18 protein-coding genes and 1 pseudogene are annotated in these 20,560 nt (G+C 42.3%); 9 read left to right on the top strand and 10 right to left on the bottom strand.

Features of this window, described 5'->3' with window-relative positions; translation table 11 throughout:
* The first annotated feature begins 308 nt into the window (after positions 1 to 308).
* The 3 genes from QF041_RS04150 (at position 309) to QF041_RS04140 (ending at position 2,316) form a co-directional block, all read left to right on the top strand.
* Entirely contained in the window at positions 309 to 1,112 is an 804-nt protein-coding gene (locus tag QF041_RS04150; RefSeq protein WP_307412266.1) for an undecaprenyl-diphosphate phosphatase, read from the top strand.
* A 330-nt stretch (positions 1,113 to 1,442) separates the two neighbouring features.
* A complete protein-coding gene (locus QF041_RS04145) occupies positions 1,443 to 1,760 on the top strand; it encodes a PadR family transcriptional regulator (RefSeq protein ID WP_307412263.1) in 318 nt (105 codons plus the stop codon).
* A complete protein-coding gene (locus QF041_RS04140; RefSeq protein WP_307412261.1) occupies positions 1,747 to 2,316 on the top strand; it encodes a DUF2812 domain-containing protein in 570 nt (189 codons plus the stop codon). The genes QF041_RS04145 and QF041_RS04140 overlap by 14 nt, the downstream gene beginning before the upstream one ends.
* Before the next feature lie 427 nt (positions 2,317 to 2,743).
* Here the strand turns inward: QF041_RS04140 and QF041_RS04135 are convergent, their stop codons facing one another.
* The 3 genes from QF041_RS04135 to QF041_RS04125 all read right to left on the bottom strand — a co-directional run bounded on the left by QF041_RS04135 (position 2,744) and on the right by QF041_RS04125 (position 6,034).
* Complete coding sequence (locus QF041_RS04135) at positions 2,744 to 3,451, bottom strand: ABC transporter permease (protein ID WP_307412258.1); 708 nt, start codon at positions 3,449 to 3,451, stop codon at positions 2,744 to 2,746.
* Positions 3,448 to 4,374: an ABC transporter ATP-binding protein gene (locus QF041_RS04130; protein ID WP_307412255.1), complete on the bottom strand. Its 927-nt coding sequence runs from the start codon at positions 4,372 to 4,374 to the stop codon at positions 3,448 to 3,450. Before QF041_RS04130 ends, QF041_RS04135 begins: the two co-directional genes overlap by 4 nt.
* 91 nt (positions 4,375 to 4,465) lie before the next feature.
* The gene (locus QF041_RS04125) at positions 4,466 to 6,034 is read right to left on the bottom strand and encodes an FAD-dependent monooxygenase (protein ID WP_307412252.1); all 1,569 of its coding nucleotides are present in this window, start codon (positions 6,032 to 6,034) and stop codon (positions 4,466 to 4,468) included.
* A gap of 121 nt (positions 6,035 to 6,155) precedes the next feature.
* Here QF041_RS04125 and QF041_RS04120 point away from each other — a divergent pair, with 121 nt between their 5' ends.
* Positions 6,156 to 6,791, top strand: a complete 636-nt coding sequence (locus tag QF041_RS04120) for a TetR/AcrR family transcriptional regulator (protein ID WP_307412249.1) — start codon at positions 6,156 to 6,158, stop codon at positions 6,789 to 6,791.
* A 418-nt stretch (positions 6,792 to 7,209) separates the two neighbouring features.
* Here the strand turns inward: QF041_RS04120 and QF041_RS04115 are convergent.
* Positions 7,210 to 7,484, bottom strand: a pseudogene (locus tag QF041_RS04115) (amidohydrolase family protein); the annotation flags it as partial.
* A 122-nt stretch (positions 7,485 to 7,606) separates the two neighbouring features.
* On the opposite strand from QF041_RS04115, the gene QF041_RS04110 reads away from it, so the two are divergent.
* Positions 7,607 to 8,857: an MFS transporter gene (locus QF041_RS04110; RefSeq protein ID WP_307412243.1), complete on the top strand. Its 1,251-nt coding sequence runs from the start codon at positions 7,607 to 7,609 to the stop codon at positions 8,855 to 8,857.
* A 286-nt stretch (positions 8,858 to 9,143) separates the two neighbouring features.
* Here QF041_RS04110 and QF041_RS04105 read toward each other — a convergent pair whose 3' ends face one another.
* Positions 9,144 to 9,752 carry a GNAT family N-acetyltransferase gene (locus QF041_RS04105; RefSeq protein ID WP_307412241.1) on the bottom strand — a complete coding sequence of 203 codons (609 nt, stop codon included), beginning with the start codon at positions 9,750 to 9,752 and terminating at the stop codon, positions 9,144 to 9,146.
* Positions 9,753 to 10,267: 515 nt separating this feature from the next.
* On the opposite strand from QF041_RS04105, the gene QF041_RS04100 reads away from it, so the two are divergent.
* The 3 genes from QF041_RS04100 to QF041_RS04090 are packed head-to-tail and all read left to right on the top strand — an operon-like array spanning position 10,268 to position 13,965.
* On the top strand, positions 10,268 to 11,743 hold the full coding sequence (locus tag QF041_RS04100; protein WP_373461375.1) for a spore germination protein: 1,476 nt from the start codon (positions 10,268 to 10,270) through the stop codon (positions 11,741 to 11,743).
* Positions 11,744 to 11,746: 3 nt separating this feature from the next.
* Positions 11,747 to 12,841 (top strand): GerAB/ArcD/ProY family transporter, encoded by a 1,095-nt coding sequence (locus QF041_RS04095; RefSeq protein WP_307412235.1) that lies wholly within the window; start codon positions 11,747 to 11,749, stop codon positions 12,839 to 12,841.
* Positions 12,838 to 13,965, top strand: coding sequence for a Ger(x)C family spore germination protein (locus tag QF041_RS04090; RefSeq protein WP_307412232.1), 1,128 nt, complete (start codon positions 12,838 to 12,840; stop codon positions 13,963 to 13,965). The genes QF041_RS04095 and QF041_RS04090 overlap by 4 nt, the downstream gene beginning before the upstream one ends.
* Positions 13,966 to 14,192: 227 nt before the next feature.
* Here the strand turns inward: QF041_RS04090 and QF041_RS04085 are convergent, their stop codons facing one another.
* Positions 14,193 to 15,503: an amidohydrolase family protein gene (locus tag QF041_RS04085; protein WP_307416891.1), complete on the bottom strand. Its 1,311-nt coding sequence runs from the start codon at positions 15,501 to 15,503 to the stop codon at positions 14,193 to 14,195.
* A gap of 166 nt (positions 15,504 to 15,669) precedes the next feature.
* Here QF041_RS04085 and QF041_RS04080 point away from each other — a divergent pair, with 166 nt between their 5' ends.
* A complete protein-coding gene (locus tag QF041_RS04080; RefSeq protein ID WP_047843226.1) occupies positions 15,670 to 16,098 on the top strand; it encodes a MarR family winged helix-turn-helix transcriptional regulator in 429 nt (142 codons plus the stop codon).
* Positions 16,099 to 16,753: 655 nt separating this feature from the next.
* On the opposite strand, the gene QF041_RS04075 is transcribed toward QF041_RS04080, so the two are convergent.
* The 4 genes from QF041_RS04075 to QF041_RS04060 form a co-directional block, all read right to left on the bottom strand.
* Entirely contained in the window at positions 16,754 to 18,124 is a 1,371-nt protein-coding gene (locus QF041_RS04075) for an MFS transporter (protein ID WP_307412227.1), read from the bottom strand.
* An 83-nt stretch (positions 18,125 to 18,207) separates the two neighbouring features.
* On the bottom strand, positions 18,208 to 18,798 hold the full coding sequence (locus QF041_RS04070; protein WP_307412225.1) for a TetR/AcrR family transcriptional regulator: 591 nt from the start codon (positions 18,796 to 18,798) through the stop codon (positions 18,208 to 18,210).
* Between the two features lie 260 nt (positions 18,799 to 19,058).
* Positions 19,059 to 19,535, bottom strand: a complete 477-nt coding sequence (locus QF041_RS04065) for a nuclear transport factor 2 family protein (RefSeq protein WP_307412222.1) — start codon at positions 19,533 to 19,535, stop codon at positions 19,059 to 19,061.
* A 489-nt stretch (positions 19,536 to 20,024) separates the two neighbouring features.
* On the bottom strand, positions 20,025 to 20,408 hold the full coding sequence (locus QF041_RS04060) for a RidA family protein (protein WP_047843230.1): 384 nt from the start codon (positions 20,406 to 20,408) through the stop codon (positions 20,025 to 20,027).
* Positions 20,409 to 20,560 lie beyond the last annotated feature (152 nt).

Raw genomic sequence — 20,560 nt, 5'->3', positions numbered from 1 at the left:
AAATGCCGCTAAAATCAGCGGCATTTTATATTTTCTTTAAGTTGAATGTGTTGTCGAGGGACAAGAACTTGTTCCCATTACCGATTAGACATATAACTAATCGATTCTTTTCCTTGTTAATTCATTTAGCTAACGGGCAGGTTAGTTTTACAAGATACATCAATATGATCTGTATATCATTTAAATGATGTGACAATAATGTCACACTGAAATGAATATTGTTATGCTAATCGATGGGAATAGATAGTCATTTACTCTTATACTTGAACTTGTTAAGCGAGTTTTTTTCGTAAAGGGGATATCTTCTAATGACTGATGTAATAAAAGCAATAATACTTGGCATAATAGAAGGCTTAACTGAATTCTTACCTGTATCGTCTACTGGACATCTTATTTTAGCAGGCAATTTACTTAACTTTGAGGGAGACGCGGCAATAACCTTTAAAATTGTTATACAGTTGGGTGCAGTGATGGCAGTTCTAATTCTTTATTGGAAAAGGTATGTGGAGATTGGGTCAAACTTAATTAAAATGGATTTTTCAAAAAGTAAAGGATTAAACGTAATACATATGATTTTGGCTATGTTACCAGCTTTAATCGTATATCTTTTACTAAAGGACACTATAAAAAGTCAATTATTCGGCCCTACACCTGTCTTAATTGGTTTAGTTGCTGGTGGTTTGTTAATGATCATCGCAGCACAGAGTAAGAGAACTACCAGCGTTGATACAATTGATATGATTAGTTACAAACAAGCTTTTGGGATTGGCTTATTCCAATGTCTAGCTTTGTGGCCAGGTTTTTCGAGATCGGGTTCGACGATTTCAGGTGGCCTTTTGCTCGGTACTAGCCAAAAAGCTGCCGCAGATTTTACGTTCATTATTTCTGTACCTGTTATGTTTGGTGCTACCTTGTTGGACTTATATGATAGCCGCGATTTACTAAGTTTAGACGATTTTTATCTAATGTTAATTGGCTTTATGACATCCTTTCTTGTGGCTATGATTGCGGTAGTAACGTTTATTAGACTGATCAAGCGACTTCGATTGGAGTGGTTTGCTCTATACCGTTTTGGATTAGCAGCCCTTTTCTATTTAATCGTCATACTGTAACTGTAAACATAATTTATAAACTTTCATTTCAACTAACGGGCAGGTTAGTTGAATACAATTAAAAGTGGGCGCAGAAACCTTACTTAACAGATATCCGACCTTTGAAGTTGAAGGGTCGGTATTTTTTGTTACTTAAGCCAAGGACAAGAATATGTTCCCATTGCCGATTAGATACATATTTATAGGCACATGCACTTGAAACCTAATTAAGTACCATTCTTTTTATCGAGTTTTAACTTAATAATTGAAAATGTTGTTGATTATTCAGTTGAACTGTATTATGTTATTACTAAGTTGAACTGTACAGTCGAACTGAATAGAGGGTGCAAAATGAAACATAAATTATTACCGTTGTCTGAAACTATGCATTATATTCTATTAGCATTGCGTGAACCGCTCCATGGTTATGCCGTCATGCAGAAGATAGAAGAGACAAGCAACGGTACAGTTATTTTAGCAGCGGGTACGTTATATGGTGCGATTGAAAATTTAAATAAGCATGGTTGGATAGAACCTGTCGGAGAATCAGGTCGAAGGAAAGTTTATATGATAACTGCAGAAGGAAGGACCATTTTGAAAATGGAACAAAACAGATTAATGCATATTTTATCCCTGTACGAAGGAAGTGGATTGAATGAAGAAATTTAAGATGTTTTTTGATATTGAAAAAGAGGAGCAATGGCTGAACGATCAATCAAAAAAAGGCTATCGCTGTACAAAAATTAGTGGATTAGGAATATACACTTTCGAAAAAACAGACAAGAGATATGTGACGCGACTGGATTATCAAGATTATTTATCAAAGAAAAAGTTCAAAGATTACAAAGAGATATATGAAGACTTTGGTTGGACATATATCGATGGTCCCTTGCTAGGGGGGATTCGATACTGGCAAAAAGAAGATGACGACCAGAATGAAATTTTCTCGGATCGTCAATCGAAGAGTAATTATTATAAAAGAGTGATGGGTTATTCATCTAGTTTAGGTATACTGTTACTGACTTTTTGTTATATGCTTTACAAGGATTCTGGTATATTTTTAGCTGAAGGTCTTTGGAGTATGGAAGGTGCACTATTTTGGAAAGCAATTTTATTTGAAACACCATTTGCTCTTTTAAGGTCGCTTCCCGCTATTATGGTTGTTTTCTATGGTAGTAGTTATTATAAAGCTTATCGAAAGTATTCAATGTTACAAGGAATATAAAGTAAGAAGGTAGAAGAGAACTATGAAGTATTGTAGGTAAAGGAAACCGTTGAAATAACCCGAAACAAACCAACTCAAGTTATCTTGATTAATGTCAGCCATAAGGTTTCACAGCTATCAATTTGCCCAGTTCTCATTGTACATTAACTCCTCTGTACTGCAGAGTTGATGCATTGATATACTAACGGGGAACGTACGTACAGCGGCATTCTAGGATTTTGGTCCTTAAAATGCCGCTGTTTCTATATCCTTTTAGCTGACGCTGAAGATGAATGGAGGGAGGGAGGACCTATCGACCATATGGTTGAGCCTTCCTATGCTACACAGCTCAGATATATGTTGAAGGATGCGAATGCAAAAGGGTGCAGGTAAGACGAAAGCTTCTGCATCAAAAGCTTGATCTTTGCAAAAATGAAGAGGCTAGCAATCACTGCTCCCTGTTTTGTAACCATTTAACCGTTCCAATGAGACCTAGGAGTCCGATTAAAAATACCAGAAAATAACTGATACCTGCCAAGGGAAATAAAGATACTCCGCTTTCCTGCAAATGCAAAGCAGGTACAGACCAAGGCAGATAAGCTCCAATGGCGGTAGGACCGAACACCAATGCCAACATTAAAGTTGTAAATGCAAAGCTGATCGGTACCAGATAGCCACGCGATATACAGGCCAATAGGGCAAGAGGAGCACTTAATAATAGGTGGAGAGCACCAATCATAAGTATTAAGAACAAATAATGTTGAACAATTGCAAACGAAAAGCCAGGAAGTCCGATTGAAAAACCAAGTATTAAGGCATAAGCAAAGCTGATCAACATCATTACAAAACACCAGTATATAATTGCGACATATTTGGCAATCGCGATTTTACCACGTGATACAGGCAAAACGAGCAAATCCTTGAGCGTTCGATCGGAATACTCTCGGCCAAATGTCCAACTTGTTACCAATCCAAACCCCAGCAGCCCAAACACAGATGCATACAAAAACGCAGTCCGTTCAAAAAAAGAAGACCAATTGGGCTGTCCTAAGAACAACGTGATGACAAACAATATAAACAGAAGCGTACCCCATAAAACAAAGGACCGACGCAATTTGTAAACTTCAACACTACAGGCTGTCAACAATGGTCTCAATCTGGTTTTTCCTCCTTAACTCCGATTACATTGAGAAAATAATGTTCCAAGTTCTCTTCTTCAATGTTAAGCATGCTGAGCGGTACTTCATGTTGAGCAAGCAATCTCGCAATATGTTCGGGATGCTTAACGGCATGATCATCCAGTAGCGCAAAGCCTTTATTCGAAGTCGCATGTACCGCATACCCGGAGTCTGAAAGAATAGCTTGAGCCTTCCGATCATCCTTCGTTCCGATCATCAACTGCTTTCGTCGGATGGTTTCAAAGTCTTTTGTTGTCAGTTCTTCAAGCAAAACGCCTTTGTGAATAATGCCGATTCGAGAAGCCATTTTGGACATTTCCTCAAGGATATGGCTCGATATAAATACGGTAACCCCTTGTTGAGAAGCTAGAGCTTTCAGCAGCTCCCTTATCTCGACAATTCCGGCTGGATCAAGCGCATTGGTTGGCTCATCAAGAATCAGAACATCTGGCTTATGAATTAACGCTTTGGCCAATCCAAGTTTCTGCGCGTTACCAAGTGACAAATCTCTTGCCTTACTATCCGCATATTGGGTCAAATTCAATTGCTCCATAATTTCGTCAACTGCCCTCGGAACCGGTAATCCTCGCAATCTGGCCATCAAACTCAAGTTTTCCCTAACCGTAAAGGTAGGGTAGGCATAGGGAACTTCCACCATATAACCTACTCGTCTTGATAAATCGGGATTTCCATTCGCCCAGCGCTGACCAAACAAATACACTTCTCCGGAAGAAGGCTTGCTCATTCCGAGAAGAGCTCGGATGGTTGTCGTTTTCCCTGCACCGTTCAACCCCAGGAATCCATAGATTTCTCCTTTCTTAACGGAAATCGAAACGCGATCTACAGTGACTTTATTCCCGTATTGCTTTGTCAAGTTAACGGTTCGAATAATATCTTCCATAGTAACAATCCTTCCATAACCTAAATTAAACGAATATAAGAGCCGACAGCCATATGAGATGTTGAAAAGAATTCCGCCGGCCTTGTCCAAATCAGTTTGCACGATAAATGGAATTCAAGTAATTCGAAATCGTTGCGGTATCATTAATGGAGGCCCGCAGTGCGATGTAACCGTCGGGACGAATCAATACGAATTCATTACTTGTTACATCGTAAATTCGATAGGCATTCCCTGCTGCGTCTATTATGCCTTCCACTCTTTCCACATGCGATGGAAGGATGCAATGCACATGAAGTTCGTCGTAGGTGAAGTTCTCCAAAGAAAGATGATCTGTGCGGTTTACAAAAGCCAAAAGAGTCCAGTGTGGACCACGCAACAGGTCAAATACACTTCCTGCAAAATCTGTACCTTGCAGACCCTCGGCATTAGGAGCACGATCCCCGGGCAATGAACGGGTAACATTCGTTCGAGCAGACGGGCGGGTAAGAGAACTTGACCGATAGGAAATGAGTAGCCCACTCGTCAGATCGTCGGATATGGTGCTCAAAGATTGGGACAACCCTCCGCCTTCAGTCGCCGTTCCTATGATCCCATCCATTTTCTTCGAGCTGTCCTCAAGCACGGCTTGAGCCACTGGGCGGCGCTCCTCATCGTACGTGTCGAGCAAGGCGGTGTCTGCTCCGCGTATGACAGTTGCCAGCTTCCAGCCGAGATTGTACGCGTCCTGCATCCCCGTATTCATGCCTTGACCGCCGGCCGGCGAATGAACATGAGCAGCATCGCCGGCAAGGAAGACCCGGCCATTGCGGTAGCATTCAACCATACGGACGTTGACCCGGTAGATGGAAAGCCAGGAAGCATCCGTGAGCCGAACAAGTCCTGCCCCGGCCCGGCGGTCAACCATGGCTTGATACGCCACTAGCGATGGCTGCTCTGGTTCTTCAATGTCTGCCGGAATAGTAGCCTGCAGCTGCCAAATATCGGATTTCGGTAGCGGTGTCACCCCGACCATCCCCTCCGAAGATGTCCAGATATGGATATGGTCACGATCTAACCCTTCCAATCTTACATCGCCAAGATACCATCGCTCATCATCGTGTGTTTCTCCAACCAGCTGCAACTGAATAAACTTGCGGATATTGCTTTTGCCCCCGTCAGCGCCGACGACATAACGAGCGCGAATTTGCTCTTCTCCTTGCGGTGTATTCACGGTTACCGTCACACCATCCAAATCCTGTTCAAGCCCTACAGCTTCCACGCCCAACTCGACTTGACCGCCAAGCGCCGCATAGCGGTCGCGCAATGCTTTTTCCACATCATACTGAGCAATCCAGACCGGATCACGATAGGGTGTCTCCAGTTCGGCACTGGCTGCAACGGTAATAGCCGGCTTGTCCACATTCCTGCCATCTGCGGTATAGTAACGAACAGGCAAGTCCACAACACCTGTGTCCATAATGTAACGAACGGCCTCCAAATCATCAACAACCTCAAGCGAGCGGGGCTGGATTGCTTTGGCACGAGACGCTACGTTATATAAGGCGCTTCGTTCAATAATACGATGGTCGACGTTTCGACGGGCAAGGTCACAGGCAAGTGTAAGCCCTGTTGGTCCGGCCCCGACAATGAGAACATCAACAAAAGACTGCACGGTTTTCATGGATAAAATCCTCCTTAATCATTGATTGTGATATGTTGCATTGATTATACTACACCGTGCAGTGTAGTTTGTAAAGTGGAACTCATTTTTGATAGTATACCTATAGGGGGGAAACATAAGGATGGATAATACGGAAAACAAAAAAATCCGCAAAGGCTCTTCAGACAAACGAGCCAAAATTATTGCGGCAGCACGAGACCTGTTTCTTTCAGATGGGTTTGATCGTTCCAGCGTCGATGCAGTCGCAGCTAAAGCGGGAGTTTCCAAACGGACCGTTTATGATTATTATGGCGACAAACAGAACTTGCTGCTTGCTGTTGTGGAAGAAACCAGTGAGGCGGTTCTGGACATGATCAAGAAAGGGATATCAGACTACCTCTGGGAATTCGAGGGTCTGGAGCAGGCGCTCATCTTATTCTGCGAACAATTCGTAGCTTCTGCGAACGGTTCGTCCGATTACAGCGCTTTGATCCGTCTGGTTACAATGGAAGCGGCCAACTTGCCAGGCTCATTTTTAGAAAAGCTGGATAACGCAACGGAAGAGGGGATTATCAGGAGGTTTACCGAGTTTGGACAAACCGGACTGCTCGATGTGCCAGATCCTGTAATGGCTACAAAGCACTTCGCTGCCTTAACGTTTTTGTTGGTATTTGATCAACCGATAAAAGCAGGCAATTTGGAGGAGGAACAAACCAAACGCATCATCTCAGAAGGCGTACGCGTCTTTCTTTGCGCTTATGGAAAACGCACTGTTTAAAACGAAAATCAGCCATCAAACTGATTGCGGTTTTGCTTAACGATAAAAGACTGGCATATATATATATATATATATATCGAGAGGCAAGAACATCGTCCCATTGAAGTCGCTATTTTAGCGGCTTTTTTATGTTATCGGTACAAGTTCTTGTCCCAAGCCAAGGACAAGAACTTGTACCGATTGCCGGAATGGACAAGAACATAGTCCGATTACCGATTAGGAATATAAAACTAAACGGTTCTTTTCCTCATTAATTCATTAAGCTAACGGGCAGGAAAGTTCCAAGATGTAGTAAAATTTAAACAATGAATACATTGATAATTCAATGGGAATAGGAGGATTTGGATTAATAGATTAAAGTCGAAGAGGGGCTAGTCTGCAGTCCCTCTTTTTGACGATTTTACGATCAGCAACAGGTATCGTGAAGACCAAAGCAACGGGTCGGTTTGGAAGTAGCCGACTGAAGAGCTTCAATTGGAGTGAACCCGGCCTTCACTAGCAGCTGTATTTCGTGGTGGCCGCTTAATCCGTGAGCAAGGCCGCCAGGGTTCTGAACGGGAACCCGCGCAACATCCGTCCCTACCAGAATATCAACTCCGGCACGGTGAAGATACATCACATTCTTAAAGCTGTTCTCCATATTGCCTTGCGGGAACGTATTGAAGAATTCAAAATATCGATCCAATCCGGACTCTGAAATTTCAGTCTTTAGTAGGAGGTGAACGATGATGAAGTCCGTATAATTAGGAATTGAAAGGAGAGTCATATCTTACTCAAAATGGGCATCTTTATAGACTAATTGGAGGTTGAAAAGATTGAATAGGGACGAAAAAAGCACCAATGCGCCAAGCCTGTTTCGCAATCGGTTCCTGCAGACGATTTTATTATCAAGCGTGCTCCTGCAGGTTGGCATCTGGGTACGTAATTTCGCTATTCTCCTGTACGTTGCGGATAGAACAAACAATGATCCTTACGCCATTTCGCTAATCAGCGTAGCAGAATTCGCGCCAATTTTTGTTTTTTCGTTCATCGGAGGTACATTTGCCGACCGCTGGCGGCCGAAGCGAACGATGATCTGGTGCGATTTATTATCCGCGGTATCGGTATTCGTAGTACTTCTGACCATACATTACGGTTCTTGGCACTCCGTCTACCTTGTCGCATTCATCTCGGCTATTCTTTCGCAGTTCTCCCAACCTTCAAGCATGCGATTGTTTAAGTATCATGTGCCGGAAGAGCAGCTGCAGCAAGGGATGGCTCTATTCCAATCGCTGATGGCCATCTTCATGGTGCTTGGTCCTATGCTCGGAACCTTGGTTTACAGCACGTTTGGCCTTGAAATATCGATCGCTGTCATGGGCGTGGTGTTTCTGCTCTCCGCACTCGTTCTTATTCGTCTGCCAGAGGATAATATGCAAGCTCAAACCGTCGCTGCAAAAGGGCAGTTCCGTAAAGAATTCATTGAAGGCTTCCGCTATGTTTGGCAAAGCCAAGTACTGCGGATGCTCGGACTTGCGTTTATTCTCGCGGGACTCGCTGTTGGCGTAGCCCAAGCGCTCAACCTGTTTATCGTAACGGAGCGGCTGGGCAGGAGCGAGGAGTTCCTGCAATATCTGCTGATGGTAAATGGTGCGGCTATGCTGATTGGTGGCGGTATCGTAGCCGTCTTCGCCAAACGGGTTCGACCGCAGATTCTTCTAGCGATAGGTATGATCGCAGGCGCAGTCTGCACAGCCATTGTAGGGTATTCGACAAGCGTTCCGCTCACCCTGACCGTTCAATTTCTGAATGGACTTGTTTTCCCTTGCATTCATATTGGGATCAGCACAATGATTCTGAAATGGTCAGAGGCTTCGATTGTAGGCCGGGTGAATGGGGTTCTGAATCCGATGTTCGTTGGCATGATGGTCGTTTCCATGTCTTTCGCTGGCGCGTTAAAGGATGCCTTTTCACTGGGGACGATCTATGGCGGTGCAGGATTATTATTTCTTCTTGGCGCACTGGTCATGGTTCCGATCATGAACCAAAAAGCGCCGGATAACGCACATATTACACAAGAGACATAATTTCGCGATACTTAAAAATTTTAATGAAGAAGAAGAAGAGCCAGCCATGAAGAAGTAATCGGTTCTTCTTCATCACCAATTTTGCACTCAGTATGCTGCCAATGATCCTGTGTTTTATCACATATATCGCAGTCATGACCATGAATATTCAACTGAATCTATCCTCGATGATGCTTAGTCGCAAGCACGATCGATGGAAAATTTTTTAGGGCAAGACAGCTTCTGTTATTGGTCGTATGTATCGTTGCTCCTCTAATCACTACAAGAGAAGCCATGTTGTTTGTCACTAATATCTTGTGTTTTTTGGCGAGTATTTTATATGGATCATATGTTCAAGAGTGCTTTTTACCTGAGGCCAGTCGTTATCCGTAATGCTATAAAAAACATTGTCATGAAATCTACCTTGAGTATCCCGCCTATGTTTCCTAAATATGCCTTCTTTAGTTGCCCCAATCCGTTCTATCGCTCGCTGTGACCTTATGTTATAGCCGCTGATGGAAAATTGCACGCGGACTAGCGCTAATTGTTCGAAGCAATAATTTAACAGTAAAAACTTACATTCCGTATTTACACCTGTACGCCAGTAAGTTGGTGTTAGCCATGTCCAGCCGATTTCCGCATTTTGATTGATCATATCAATATCTCCGATTCTTGTGGTTCCAATAATTTTTTCCGACATGAGTTCGACGATGACGAAAGGGAGTTGGGTGCCATAAAGCTGGTTTTGGATGGCTTGTTCGATTAAATGCTTAATATCATCATATGTTGCATTTTTTCTCCAAGTAAATTCCCATATGTTTGGATTCATTAGAGTTTCAAGTAAATCTTCTTTATGTTTAGATTCTAGGGGTAAGAGTTTTATTGTCTTGCCTATTAATGTAACATTTTGATTCATGTCATTTACACCTCCGATTCCGTTGTGATTCATTATCTTATTACGTTGTGGGATTAGTATATATTTATTGGTATCGACGTTGAATGCATTAACCGTTGAATTATTGTACTTTCATGCATCACAAAATCTCTACCGGTGTTCTATTAAATAGCACTAACCGCGAGGTTAACAAAACAGCAAGAAAAAGCACATCTAATACAGAACTCTCGGAGCGTTATAAGGAGCAGCCCGCAAGGGCTGCTTTCTTGTATGTTTACTTATGATGAATACTGAAGTGCAGGATAAAACGGAGTATGTTTGTATTTTTACTCCGATGATATGTAACTGTTTTTCGGAAAGGGATGTTTGCACATAAATACCTTTCGAAATAGTGATCTGATGGAGATAAAACGTTGACTTGAAATTGCAAAGTGTACCTGCGAACAAGCCGCGATGTATATCAAGGAGAATAATCGTCATAATAAGGAAATGTTGCTGGAAGAAGGGAGGTAAGGGTAGTGGATGATCAATCTGCCATGAACACAAAAGAGGAAAATATCACCAAAAGTTTGAACGAATCCTTGGGTAGAATTGAAGAAATCTTTACGAATACTCCCGACTTAATCATCCGAAAGTTAAGCATAAAACAGACCGGAGAACTAGCCGCTATAATCTATATGGAAGAATTGACAGATAAAGCGTCACTTAATCAAAATGTTCTTGCTCCGCTTCAACTAGAAACCGGAAATTCTTCCGGAGATTTCATTACAACAGTGGGTTATGTAAAACCTCACGCCAAGTGGGAAGAGCTCAGACTTTCCATTATACTCGGGTACAGCGTGTTATTTATTGAAGGAAGAAGTACTGCATATGCATTAGATACAAAAGGATTCCCGCAACGCGCTATTGAGGATCCTCAGCAGGAGCCCTCACTGAAAGGGGCTCATCAAGGATTTATAGAGACAGGTTCACAAAATATTGCCATGATCCGTCGTTATATCGCGGACAAAGAGTTAAAGGTGAAGCGGTATATTGTTGGACAGCGGGGACAAACGCCAGTATCTTTGCTTTATTTGGAAGATGTGACCCAGCCGGACATCATTAAAGCGCTGGAAGAACGGATTCAATCCATTGACGTGGATGCCATCATTAACACCGGAGAATTGGCTGAATTTATTGAGGACCAACCACTTGCGTTGCTTCCCCAAATGATTACGACAGAGAGACCGGATACGGCTGCTTCTCAAATACTGCAGGGCCGTTGTGTGGTTGTAGTCGATGGTTCGCCAAGTGTTCTGGTTGCGCCGGCTACATTCATGTCTTTTTTTCAGACGGTTGATGATTACAGTTCCCGATGGTCCATTTCGTCATTCCTCAGAATATTGCGCATTTTTGCTTTTTTCATCGCTATTTTTTTGCCTGGAATTTTTATAGCCGTCATTTCGTTTCATTTTGAGATCATACCTTTGAAGCTCCTATTAACGCTTGGTGAGTCACGAGGGCAAGTTCCGTTCCCGCCATTTGTAGAGGCGATTATTATGGAAATAACACTTGAGATGCTAAGGGAAGCGGGAGTTCGCCTTCCAGCTCCAGTAGGACAAACAGTAGGAATCGTCGGTGGTATTGTCATTGGACAGGCAGTTGTGGAGGCAGGGTTGATCAGCAATGTAATGGTTATCGTGGTGGCTTTTACAGCTATTTCATCTTTTATTATTCCCAATCAAGACATGATGGCAGCTGTACGCATCATGCGGTTCATGATGATGATACTAGCTACCTGGTTCGGGTTTGTTGGACTGGTCGTGGGCATGATGAGCTTCATCGGTCGACTAATAACATTAAACTCGCTCGGTACCTCCTATAGCACACCTATAGCTCCATTTAGGGCCATGGATTGGAAGGATACCTTACTGCGGGTACCGTTGTGGATGATGAACAACCGCCCCGCAAGCACGAATTCACGTCAGTCAAAAAGACAGGGGAAAAGCAGAGGATGGAAGGAGAATAAATAGAACATGAAGTCATTACGCCCGGTAACGATGCTTCAATTCATTCTTATTATTTCTTCTTTCCAAATCAGCGTTGCTTTTTTGTCTATTCCCAGAGAGCTGGCGAGGCATGCGGGAACAGATGGCTGGATGGTCATTTTCTTGGGCTGGGGGCTGGCAACGTTAGCCTCCATAGCAATCGTCAAGTTGATGAAATATAGTCCAAACAGTTCAATACTCGATTTGATTCAGCGTTATATCGGCGTGTGGGCAGCAAAATTAGCTGCTTTAATATTTATGTCCTATTATTTGCTTCTGGCGTATGACGGTTATATGATTGCTTCTCTTGTCATTAAATTATGGTTATTGCAAAGCACGTATATTTATATTCTAGTCCTGCTGCTGCTCATCCCCACATTTCAGATTGCGCAGCATGGCTTTCAGGCCATCGGGCGATACAGCGAAATAGTCACCATACTCTCCATATGGATTCCGTTCATTTATGTGTCTACGTTAAGACGTGCCCATTGGCTCTATTTATTGCCCATCTTTAAAGAGGGATGGTTCCCAGTTCTTTCATCCATCCAATTTATGATCTATCCGATGCTCGGCATCGGCCTGGTTTTGTTCCTCTATCCCCAACTAGTAAACAAAAAAAGAGCATTGCCTGCCATGATCATCTCCAACACGCTCACTTGCATCGTTTACTTGGGAATCACCCTGATTTGTTACGTGTACTTTAGTCCTGATGAGATCGGGGAGTATAACGACCCCGTGATTAGCATTATGAAGTCCATTGAATTTCAGTTTATTGAGCGCGTAGAAGTGGTATTTATCGCATTTTATCTGTTCGTTTTCTCTTGCATATGGATTCCCTCCATGTATCTTGTCTCGAGGTGCTCCGCGTCGCTGGTAGGAAAAGGTCAGGAAAGATACCATCTTGCAGTGTGGTGTATTGTCATTGAGATTAGCTTTTTCCTCTATCGGCCCAGCTTTATCGAATCTGCCCAAGTAAACTACGCACTCAATTACATTGGATTTATGATGGAGTTTGTTCTGCCTGCAGGCGTTCTTCTGTATGTGACAATCCGCAAAAAGATGGGAGGGGGGCAACGCACATGAAATGGGTCGGGAAATTCATTATCTCGGGTGTGTCCTTTATTTTATTGGCTGCGCTCGTAGGTTGCGCCAATGACAAAACCAATTTAGAAGACGCAACGGTTCCTTTGGCTCTTGGATTGGATGTCAAAGATAAAAAACTCCATTATTATATATCTGCCCCTGTATTCAGTAAAGACATTCAAAAGAAAAGCCGCGAAGGGGGAGGAATAGCAGAAGGTTTAAGACAGTCGAGAAATCAGCAGGATGCCCAATTTCCCGGTTCGCTTGCGGGACGTAATTTTCAAGTCGTCATTGTAGGGAAACAATTGCTTCAATATAAGGATTGGTTTAAAGTACTTGATGTCATGTTCCGCGATCCTCGCAATACGATTACCGACCGCATCATTGCTTTTGACGGTCCTATGGCGGATATTTTCAATTTTCAAGCCAAAGATCAACCGCCGTTACCTTTATTTATAAAAGCGATTATCGATTCAGGAAGCAGAAGTTCAGCTACTGTAAAAACAACCGCGCAGGAGCTACATAGACAATTGTATGATCGAGCAATGACGCCTTCCATCTCGGAAATCAAGATCGAAAATAATAAAATCATGTTAAAAGGAACAACTCTTTTATCCCGAAAAGGGGAGTACAGAACTTCCCTGACCTATCAGGAGACATCACTTCTTCACATTTTGAAAAATGAAGCTGAACCAGGGGTCAGTCTCACTTTTCCTGTTGATGATTTACAACAATCACTGCCATTTAACATCGACAAAGTGAGTTTTTCTTTAGGTGACATATCGGTAAAAACGAAATCCTCTCATGAGAATGGCAGATTTCAATTCAACATTAAAGTGAAGTCGATCGTCAGCATAACTGAAAAGTTTCTTGAATTTGAGCTTTTGGGAAATTCCGAGGAAATGGCAAATAAATTAAGCAAGGAAATGAAAAAAAGCATGGAGGCGCTTATTAAAAAGTGCCAAAACTATAATATCGATCCTTTCGGGTATGGGTTTTATGCCAGGGCATATCAGTATCCATTATACAAGGAAGCACAGGCCGACTGGGGGAAAGAACTATCTCGAGCACATTTTGATGTGGAAGTTGATCTTCGAATCGGCGCCACTGGGGCAGTAGAGTAATTGAGTATCCGGTCATTAAAAATTTGGGACAAGAACACTAGTTTAATCTTTCATGACAACAAAACAACCGTTCTTGAAACGGTTGTTTTGTTGTTAACACCCAATAGTTACATTCTGTTTCCTATCTAATAAAAAGGTGCCTACTTTTCAAGTAGCATGAAGAGGGACTGCATTTTGCACTCCCTCTTCTTAGTGATTTTACAATTAGGAAATATAAACTACTAGTTTTAGCCTAGTTTTTGCGAACCATTGAACCACACAGATTTGATTGACAAGGTATCTGAAATATTAGTGATCGGATCACCGTTTATGAGAATAAGATCAGCACGTGCACCTTCGGTAATCCGGCCACGATCATGTAGACCAAAGCAACGGGCCGGTTTGGAAGTAGCCGACTGAAGAGCTTCGATCGGAGTGAACCCAGCCTTCACCAGCAGCTGCATTTCGTGGTGAACACTGGCCCCATGAGCAAGGCCACCAAGGTTCGGAACGGGTACCGGTGCGACATCCGTCCCTACAAGAATATCAACTCCGGCACGGTGAAGATCCATCACATTCTTAAAGCTGTTCTCCATATTGCCTTGTGGGAATGTATTGAAGCTTGAGTTCAAAATATCGATCCAATCCGGACTTAATTTGGAATGAACTCGTGGATCACTAGCCAATTCCGATGCCGGATTACCAATAATCGATGAATTTAACACCAAGCACGGTGTAACAAAAGCTCCAGAATCAGCTATGGATTTGACCAATTCGGACGTGTACTCGGGTCTGTCGATAAACAAGTGGCCCAAACCGTCGACTCCAAAATCGATGGCTGCTTTCGATGAAAGAGCCGTCAAAACGTGGGCAATGACCAACTTATCGAACTTGTGGGCTTCAGTAACGGCTGTTTTTAGAATCTCATCACTTAGAACAGGCAGGCCGGGTGCACCCATAACCGTTCCCTCTTCAATCATGATCTTAATATAGTCGGATCCATTCTCCACTTGGGTATGCACATGTTTGATCGCTTCATCAACCGTCGTCACTTGAGGTATTTCGTCGTGATCGTGAGCGTAGGCGGCCAACATTGCTTCCCGGTCTTCCTCCGATAACTTCTCTAGTTCCTTTAATACGAATTCAGGTATTTCATCTCCATCAGGTAGTAATTCATCTGGGTGCCCACCAGGAGCGGTAATCGCTGTCCCAGCAGATCGGACGTCTGCGATGTCATCCACATTTTTCAGCTGAATTTCGCGCCCTCTTTTAGTAAAATCGCCGTTCATTTCGAGTTCTGTTGTAACACCGAATTTTAAGGCATCTCGTAATCCACCAATTGAGGTATGGACATGTGCATCAATCAGGCCGGGTATTAATGTCGCATTTTCTCCATCGATAATTGTTGCGTCGCTTGGGATGTCTCCGCCCACTGAAATAATGGACACCCCTTTAATGACAATATGTCTGGGAGCAATGATTTGATATCCATCAAAGATTCGAACATTTGTAATCGTCGTAATTTTTTCTAACACAGCATTTTGATTTAATTTCTCCATCATAAATCCTCCTAATGTGTTTGTAACTGAACACTTCGCAGTATAACTGTTAGATATCTAACAGTCAATAGTCTAACAATTGTTTGACAAGCCTACTGGGATCACTGTATATTTTAGCTACTTACAATTAGATTCCTAACAATTACAGAGGGGACGATGGACGGTCATGCATTCCCGAGAAGATACGCCTTATATGGAATTGTTTCAAATTATCGGTCTTAAGTTAAAGAAAAGAGCGGATGAGAGTATAAAAGAGCTAGGATTAAGTTCTCAACAAGGAAAAGTAATTGATTATATTTATGAGAATCAAGATAATCATATTATTCAAAAGGATCTTGCAGATCGGTTTCATCTGCGTGGGGCAAGCGTTACAAGCATGCTTCAAGGTCTAGAGCAAAAAGGTTTCATCGAACGTAAAATCCCGGCCAATAATGAACGGCAAAAAAATATTTATGTATTACCAAAAGCGGTTGACTTGATTGAAGACTTCAATAACTCATTTCAAAAAGTGGAGGATGAAATCGTTCAAGCCCTTAATGACGAGGAGAAACAAATTTTAAAGAAATTACTGATCAGAATTAATGAACGCATATAACAGATGGGCAGGCAGAGGTAACTGGTGGGGTGTGACAAGATCATGTTCCCATTACCGATTAGATGAATAAACTGGATTTCTTTTGAGTGATTAAAACGCTAAAGGCTGGATTAAGATCGAAAAGAAATCTTGCAATTTGTCCGTTTTGTCGAGGGAAAAGAACATAGTCCCATTGAAGCCGCTATTTTAGCGACTTTTCGTATTATCAGGTTAGCCAGTAATTATTGGTTGGCCTTTTTTTGTGGTCGTTTTACGATGGGGGGCCGGGAGAACGTGGCGGCTTTAGAGGCTAGGACCTCGTAACAAAAACAGTTCTCCCACGACTTCCCAAAAGACCATGTTTATGCTGGTAGAGGCAGTCGACCCCGTATAACAAGCGAAGCTATGGGTTTGGAAACATCGTGGAAAGGACTATCGAAACGAAAGATAAGGACTGAGAACATAAAACCTGTTGTTGGCGTAGATATCGCTAAAGGTACAGGTGAGGCAGGCGTTTCGAAAACGAAATGAGCCCGTTGGCAAACCTACAGTCATCGCGCATGTTGCGAGAAAGCACATAAGAACAGAAATCCTTTAAATAAGGAAATGTGTTCAAGGACAAAATTACAGGTCATATTTTTCGTTGATTTCACCTCCTTTTAAATATAATGATATTTTATTTATTGTTGGATTTACGTCCAAACTGATAATAATAAAGAACTGTCATTACAACGACTACCACGGCTAGAGCCAGCAAAATGTTACTGTACACAAAAGCAACATTATCATGTACAAACGGATTTAATTGAACATTACTTGTTCCACCGTCAAGTACCTTGCCAATGACAGCTGTAGATCCTGCTGCTGCAATAAAGTTAAACATCGACAACAATCCCATACCGATCCCAATTTCATTCTTAGGCAAGGTACGTGAAATGGTGTTTGACATAGCAATTTGCATATAAGATTGACCTAGTACACCTAGTGTGAGGAAAATTTGAATATACGTAGGTGACATCCCTACGACTGAAGAGAGAATAATGAAACCACCAACAAGCAGTGTTGAGGCAGTATACAGTAGAAAAGGATTCCCTTTCTCATCAGCTAATTTTCCGCCCTTACGACCAAGAAACGCTGTAACAAGGGCTGAAGGCAACATTATGAATCCAATTAATGCAGGAGACAGACCATTCACATTCGATAACATGAGCGGTGTCAGGAATGGAATGCCGAAGCCAACCGCGATTAGTACAAATGCAATAACCATCCCCATCGAATATTCTTTATTTCTGAAGATCACGGGATTCACGAAGGGAACGGAAGCATAGCGAATTCGCAGGATAAACAAACCTAAGATGACTAATCCACTTACTAACAACCAGATATTGGATTGTGAAAGTGCCAGTAAGAAAGTGGAAACTGTTCCTGCCAACAGAATACCGCCAATATAATCAATTTTTTCGTTTGTCACTGGCTGATCATCCAAATATTTTCTATAAAAGGGTAACGTGATAAGAGAGAGCAGAGGTATTACAAAGAGAAATTTCCAATTTAAAGCACTCGATACGAATCCAGCAATAATGGGACCAAGTGCTGATCCAAGAGCAGTCCCGATTGCAGAAGTTCCCAAAGCGTGACCACGGTTCTCAGGTGAAAAAAAACGAACAGGAATTATCATGGCTAACGCAGGTATCACAGCTGCACCAGCAGCTTGCAAAATCCTCGCAACGATGATCATCCAATACTGTGTTGCCACCACACCCACAATGGACCCAGCCGCGAGAAGTAAGAGACCAAACGTAATTAAAGCTTTCATACTAAATTTATCTGATAATTTCCCATAGGTTACTGTGCCAATGGCATACACAATCAAGTAACCTGAGACAATCCAAGTTACTTGTGATGCGGTGAGTTCAAATTCCTTGCTGATTACCGGCAATACCACATTAAACATCGTTCCGTTCATAACTGAAATGATAAGTGTGAAGACTAGAACACGGAGTAAAAGTGGGCCTGTTTTATCTGTTGTAGCAGCGTTGCTGTTCATTTAATTTTCCTCGATTCTTTATATGTTATGAATAATCAAATAAATGTCCGTCAGTGCTTACTGTCACATTATCGAGAAAAAAACTAGGGAGTTAAGGCCCTAGAGAATAGCCATACAAACTCTTTAATAATATCTTCTAAAGAGAGAGCTGGAAAATAAGATCCTGCATTCAGATTATTTATAAATGTACCATAATTCAGTGACATAAATGAAAAAGCTTGTAGTTCAGGATTCGTTTCAATCAATTTTCCTTTATCATACATAGTTTTAAAATAATTGGTCAAAACCTCCATCAGTTGACGAGGATGTTTTATTGTTCGTTCCCTGAAACCAGGTAAATTATCTTCTTCTTTCAAGCTAATCATAATCATTTTTCGATTACGATTCATAATTTCATGATATGTTCTACAGATCAATGTTAAGTCTGTTTGTAGGTCCCAAACTAGCCTTTCATTAAATATCTTGGCCATTTCTTCTGAATAGTGATAATGGTCGAAGGCTGTTTCTAACAAGTTTTGTTTCGTTCCAAATTGCCGAAACAATGTTTTTTCACTTAAACCAGCAGAAGTAGCAATTTCTTGAGTTGTTACACTGCTATAGCCTTTTTTTGAGATTAAGTCAATGGCAGCCGTCATTAATTTTTCCCTACTGCTTAACTTTGTATTGTTAGACATCTTCATTCCTCTTTTCTATCATGTCAGTAATCACTGTCATCATTGTTATAGTAGCTAAAGTACATAACAATGTCAAATAAAATTAGAGACGTTAGTGCCATTGGGAAATAAACATGGTACCATCACCTCTTTCGGGAAATGGTACCATGTTTATTACAAGAAATTATAATGAAAATGCATTGATGGTTTGACGTCGTTCGTCGCTCTTCGTGCTAGCATCAGCGGAGGGCATAGGCATCAGCTAAAAACATGGCTTCCCCTCAGCTCCCAAAAGTCACACTGTGGTCATCAGGATTGGACTGCACGTCGTGGGGGGTGAGCGCCTCGATCGCTACTAGTGGGTTCCAGTAGTCCAAGTAGTGGGTGATGAGCGCGTCGTCATTGGTCCGAACGACGGAGATGCAAGTCTGCTCGTACGGCTTACCGGTCGGCAGCGCCGTTCCCGTCGAGCGGAATTCGGCGATCACCAGATTCGGATCGACCGTCTCGTGGAATACCAGGTCGACGAACTCCACGTCAAAGGTCTTGGGAAAGTTGCTCATGTGAGCAAACAGTGCGTCTCGGCCCGTAACCCGTTGGGGGACGCCGGCCGGTGCGTAAGGGAACTCAAGCACCGCGTCCGGGGCAAACAGCTTCAGCCATTCGTCGACGCGTCCTGCTGCGGTAAGGCGCAGGTGCTCGGTCAGGGTGTGCTGTGCAGCGGTGCGGCGTGTGTTATCGTCTTTTTTTAATGTCATGTCATGTTCACTCCTTGGTTAGTGGTTGGTATTCGACTGATCAAAACTTACTTAATTTAAACTATCTTCTTCATCCGTATTGCGTAATTTTCTCTTTGTTCTGCCAAACCACCACCCTTCAAATAAAAATGACTGTCTGTACTGACTGTCATAATGTGAGTAAAAAAACTAGGGGGTTGAGCCCTAGTGATTATCTGCACATCTTGTAACCTTTTCCGTGATTAGATCGAGCGTTGCCAACAACATTTTATTCATTGTTGCTAAAATTTCACTGTTACTTATTCGCTATCCCTCGTCTTAATGACTGTCAGTGGTGACTGTCATTTGAGATAATAATATCGCAGTTTATATAGAATGTCAAGGCTCAACCCATACAATCATTTTATAAAGATCCGATATAACCATCAGATATAGCGAATAATGAAATGATTCTCTTTTAAGCATTCAAGAAATATCACATTTAGTGATATATAAAAAACGGTAATGGAGTTAGTTTGTGTGTGCAACGGCGCTGATTTCGATTAGCTGCTCAGGTGACGCTAGATATGTCACACCGATACAGCTGCCCGCAGGCCGGTGTTGTCCCATGTATTCCTTAAACAACCCAATGCACGGCTCGATATGCTCTTGTGCATTTGTCAGATAAATCTCCACATAAGCGAGGTTCGATTTTGTGATACCAAATTCCGCCAGCACTCGATCGAGATTCTCCAGCGTCTGCCGGGTCTGTGCTTCAATATCGCCCTCACCAACGAATTCACCCTCCGTATTGTGGGAAAATTGTCCCGAAATATAAATGGTGCCGTTGACGCTGTAGCCCTGGCTGATGCCGTGATCCCAAAGATCGTGACTGTAGGTTTTGACTTTATTCATTGTATTTGACTCCTTTTCTTCAAAGTAAGGCTAGTATAAAATAAAAACTTACTTAAACAAAGTACGCACTTTATTGATAGTTACTATCAGAAAGGATAGTGTGTGTATATATAAGTATGTTTAATATAAAGGCGAAAGAAGGGCATGAAACT

Source organism: Paenibacillus sp. W2I17 (assembly GCF_030815985.1).
Lineage (GTDB): Bacteria > Bacillota > Bacilli > Paenibacillales > Paenibacillaceae > Paenibacillus.
The sequence above is the reverse complement of the archived record's forward strand: the minus strand, read 5'-3'. Positions and strand labels throughout refer to the sequence as shown.

What these genes read in the sequence shown, in the direction of transcription:
- QF041_RS04090 (WP_307412232.1), top strand. Translation starts at nt 12,838, where the DNA reads ATGAAATGGGTCGGGAAATTCATTATCTCGGGTGTGTCCTTTATTTTA.
- QF041_RS04080 (WP_047843226.1), top strand. Translation starts at nt 15,670, where the DNA reads ATGCATTCCCGAGAAGATACGCCTTATATGGAATTGTTTCAAATTATC.
- QF041_RS04075 (WP_307412227.1), bottom strand. Translation starts at nt 18,124, where the DNA reads ATGAACAGCAACGCTGCTACAACAGATAAAACAGGCCCACTTTTACTC.
- QF041_RS04105 (WP_307412241.1), bottom strand. Translation starts at nt 9,752, where the DNA reads ATGAATCAAAATGTTACATTAATAGGCAAGACAATAAAACTCTTACCC.
- QF041_RS04125 (WP_307412252.1), bottom strand. Translation starts at nt 6,034, where the DNA reads ATGAAAACCGTGCAGTCTTTTGTTGATGTTCTCATTGTCGGGGCCGGA.
- QF041_RS04065 (WP_307412222.1), bottom strand. Translation starts at nt 19,535, where the DNA reads ATGACATTAAAAAAAGACGATAACACACGCCGCACCGCTGCACAGCAC.
- QF041_RS04130 (WP_307412255.1), bottom strand. Translation starts at nt 4,374, where the DNA reads ATGGAAGATATTATTCGAACCGTTAACTTGACAAAGCAATACGGGAAT.
- QF041_RS04100 (WP_373461375.1), top strand. Translation starts at nt 10,268, where the DNA reads ATGAACACAAAAGAGGAAAATATCACCAAAAGTTTGAACGAATCCTTG.
- QF041_RS04150 (WP_307412266.1), top strand. Translation starts at nt 309, where the DNA reads ATGACTGATGTAATAAAAGCAATAATACTTGGCATAATAGAAGGCTTA.
- QF041_RS04060 (WP_047843230.1), bottom strand. Translation starts at nt 20,408, where the DNA reads ATGAATAAAGTCAAAACCTACAGTCACGATCTTTGGGATCACGGCATC.
- QF041_RS04085 (WP_307416891.1), bottom strand. Translation starts at nt 15,503, where the DNA reads ATGGAGAAATTAAATCAAAATGCTGTGTTAGAAAAAATTACGACGATT.
- QF041_RS04145 (WP_307412263.1), top strand. Translation starts at nt 1,443, where the DNA reads ATGAAACATAAATTATTACCGTTGTCTGAAACTATGCATTATATTCTA.
- QF041_RS04140 (WP_307412261.1), top strand. Translation starts at nt 1,747, where the DNA reads ATGAAGAAATTTAAGATGTTTTTTGATATTGAAAAAGAGGAGCAATGG.
- QF041_RS04120 (WP_307412249.1), top strand. Translation starts at nt 6,156, where the DNA reads ATGGATAATACGGAAAACAAAAAAATCCGCAAAGGCTCTTCAGACAAA.
- QF041_RS04095 (WP_307412235.1), top strand. Translation starts at nt 11,747, where the DNA reads ATGAAGTCATTACGCCCGGTAACGATGCTTCAATTCATTCTTATTATT.
- QF041_RS04070 (WP_307412225.1), bottom strand. Translation starts at nt 18,798, where the DNA reads ATGTCTAACAATACAAAGTTAAGCAGTAGGGAAAAATTAATGACGGCT.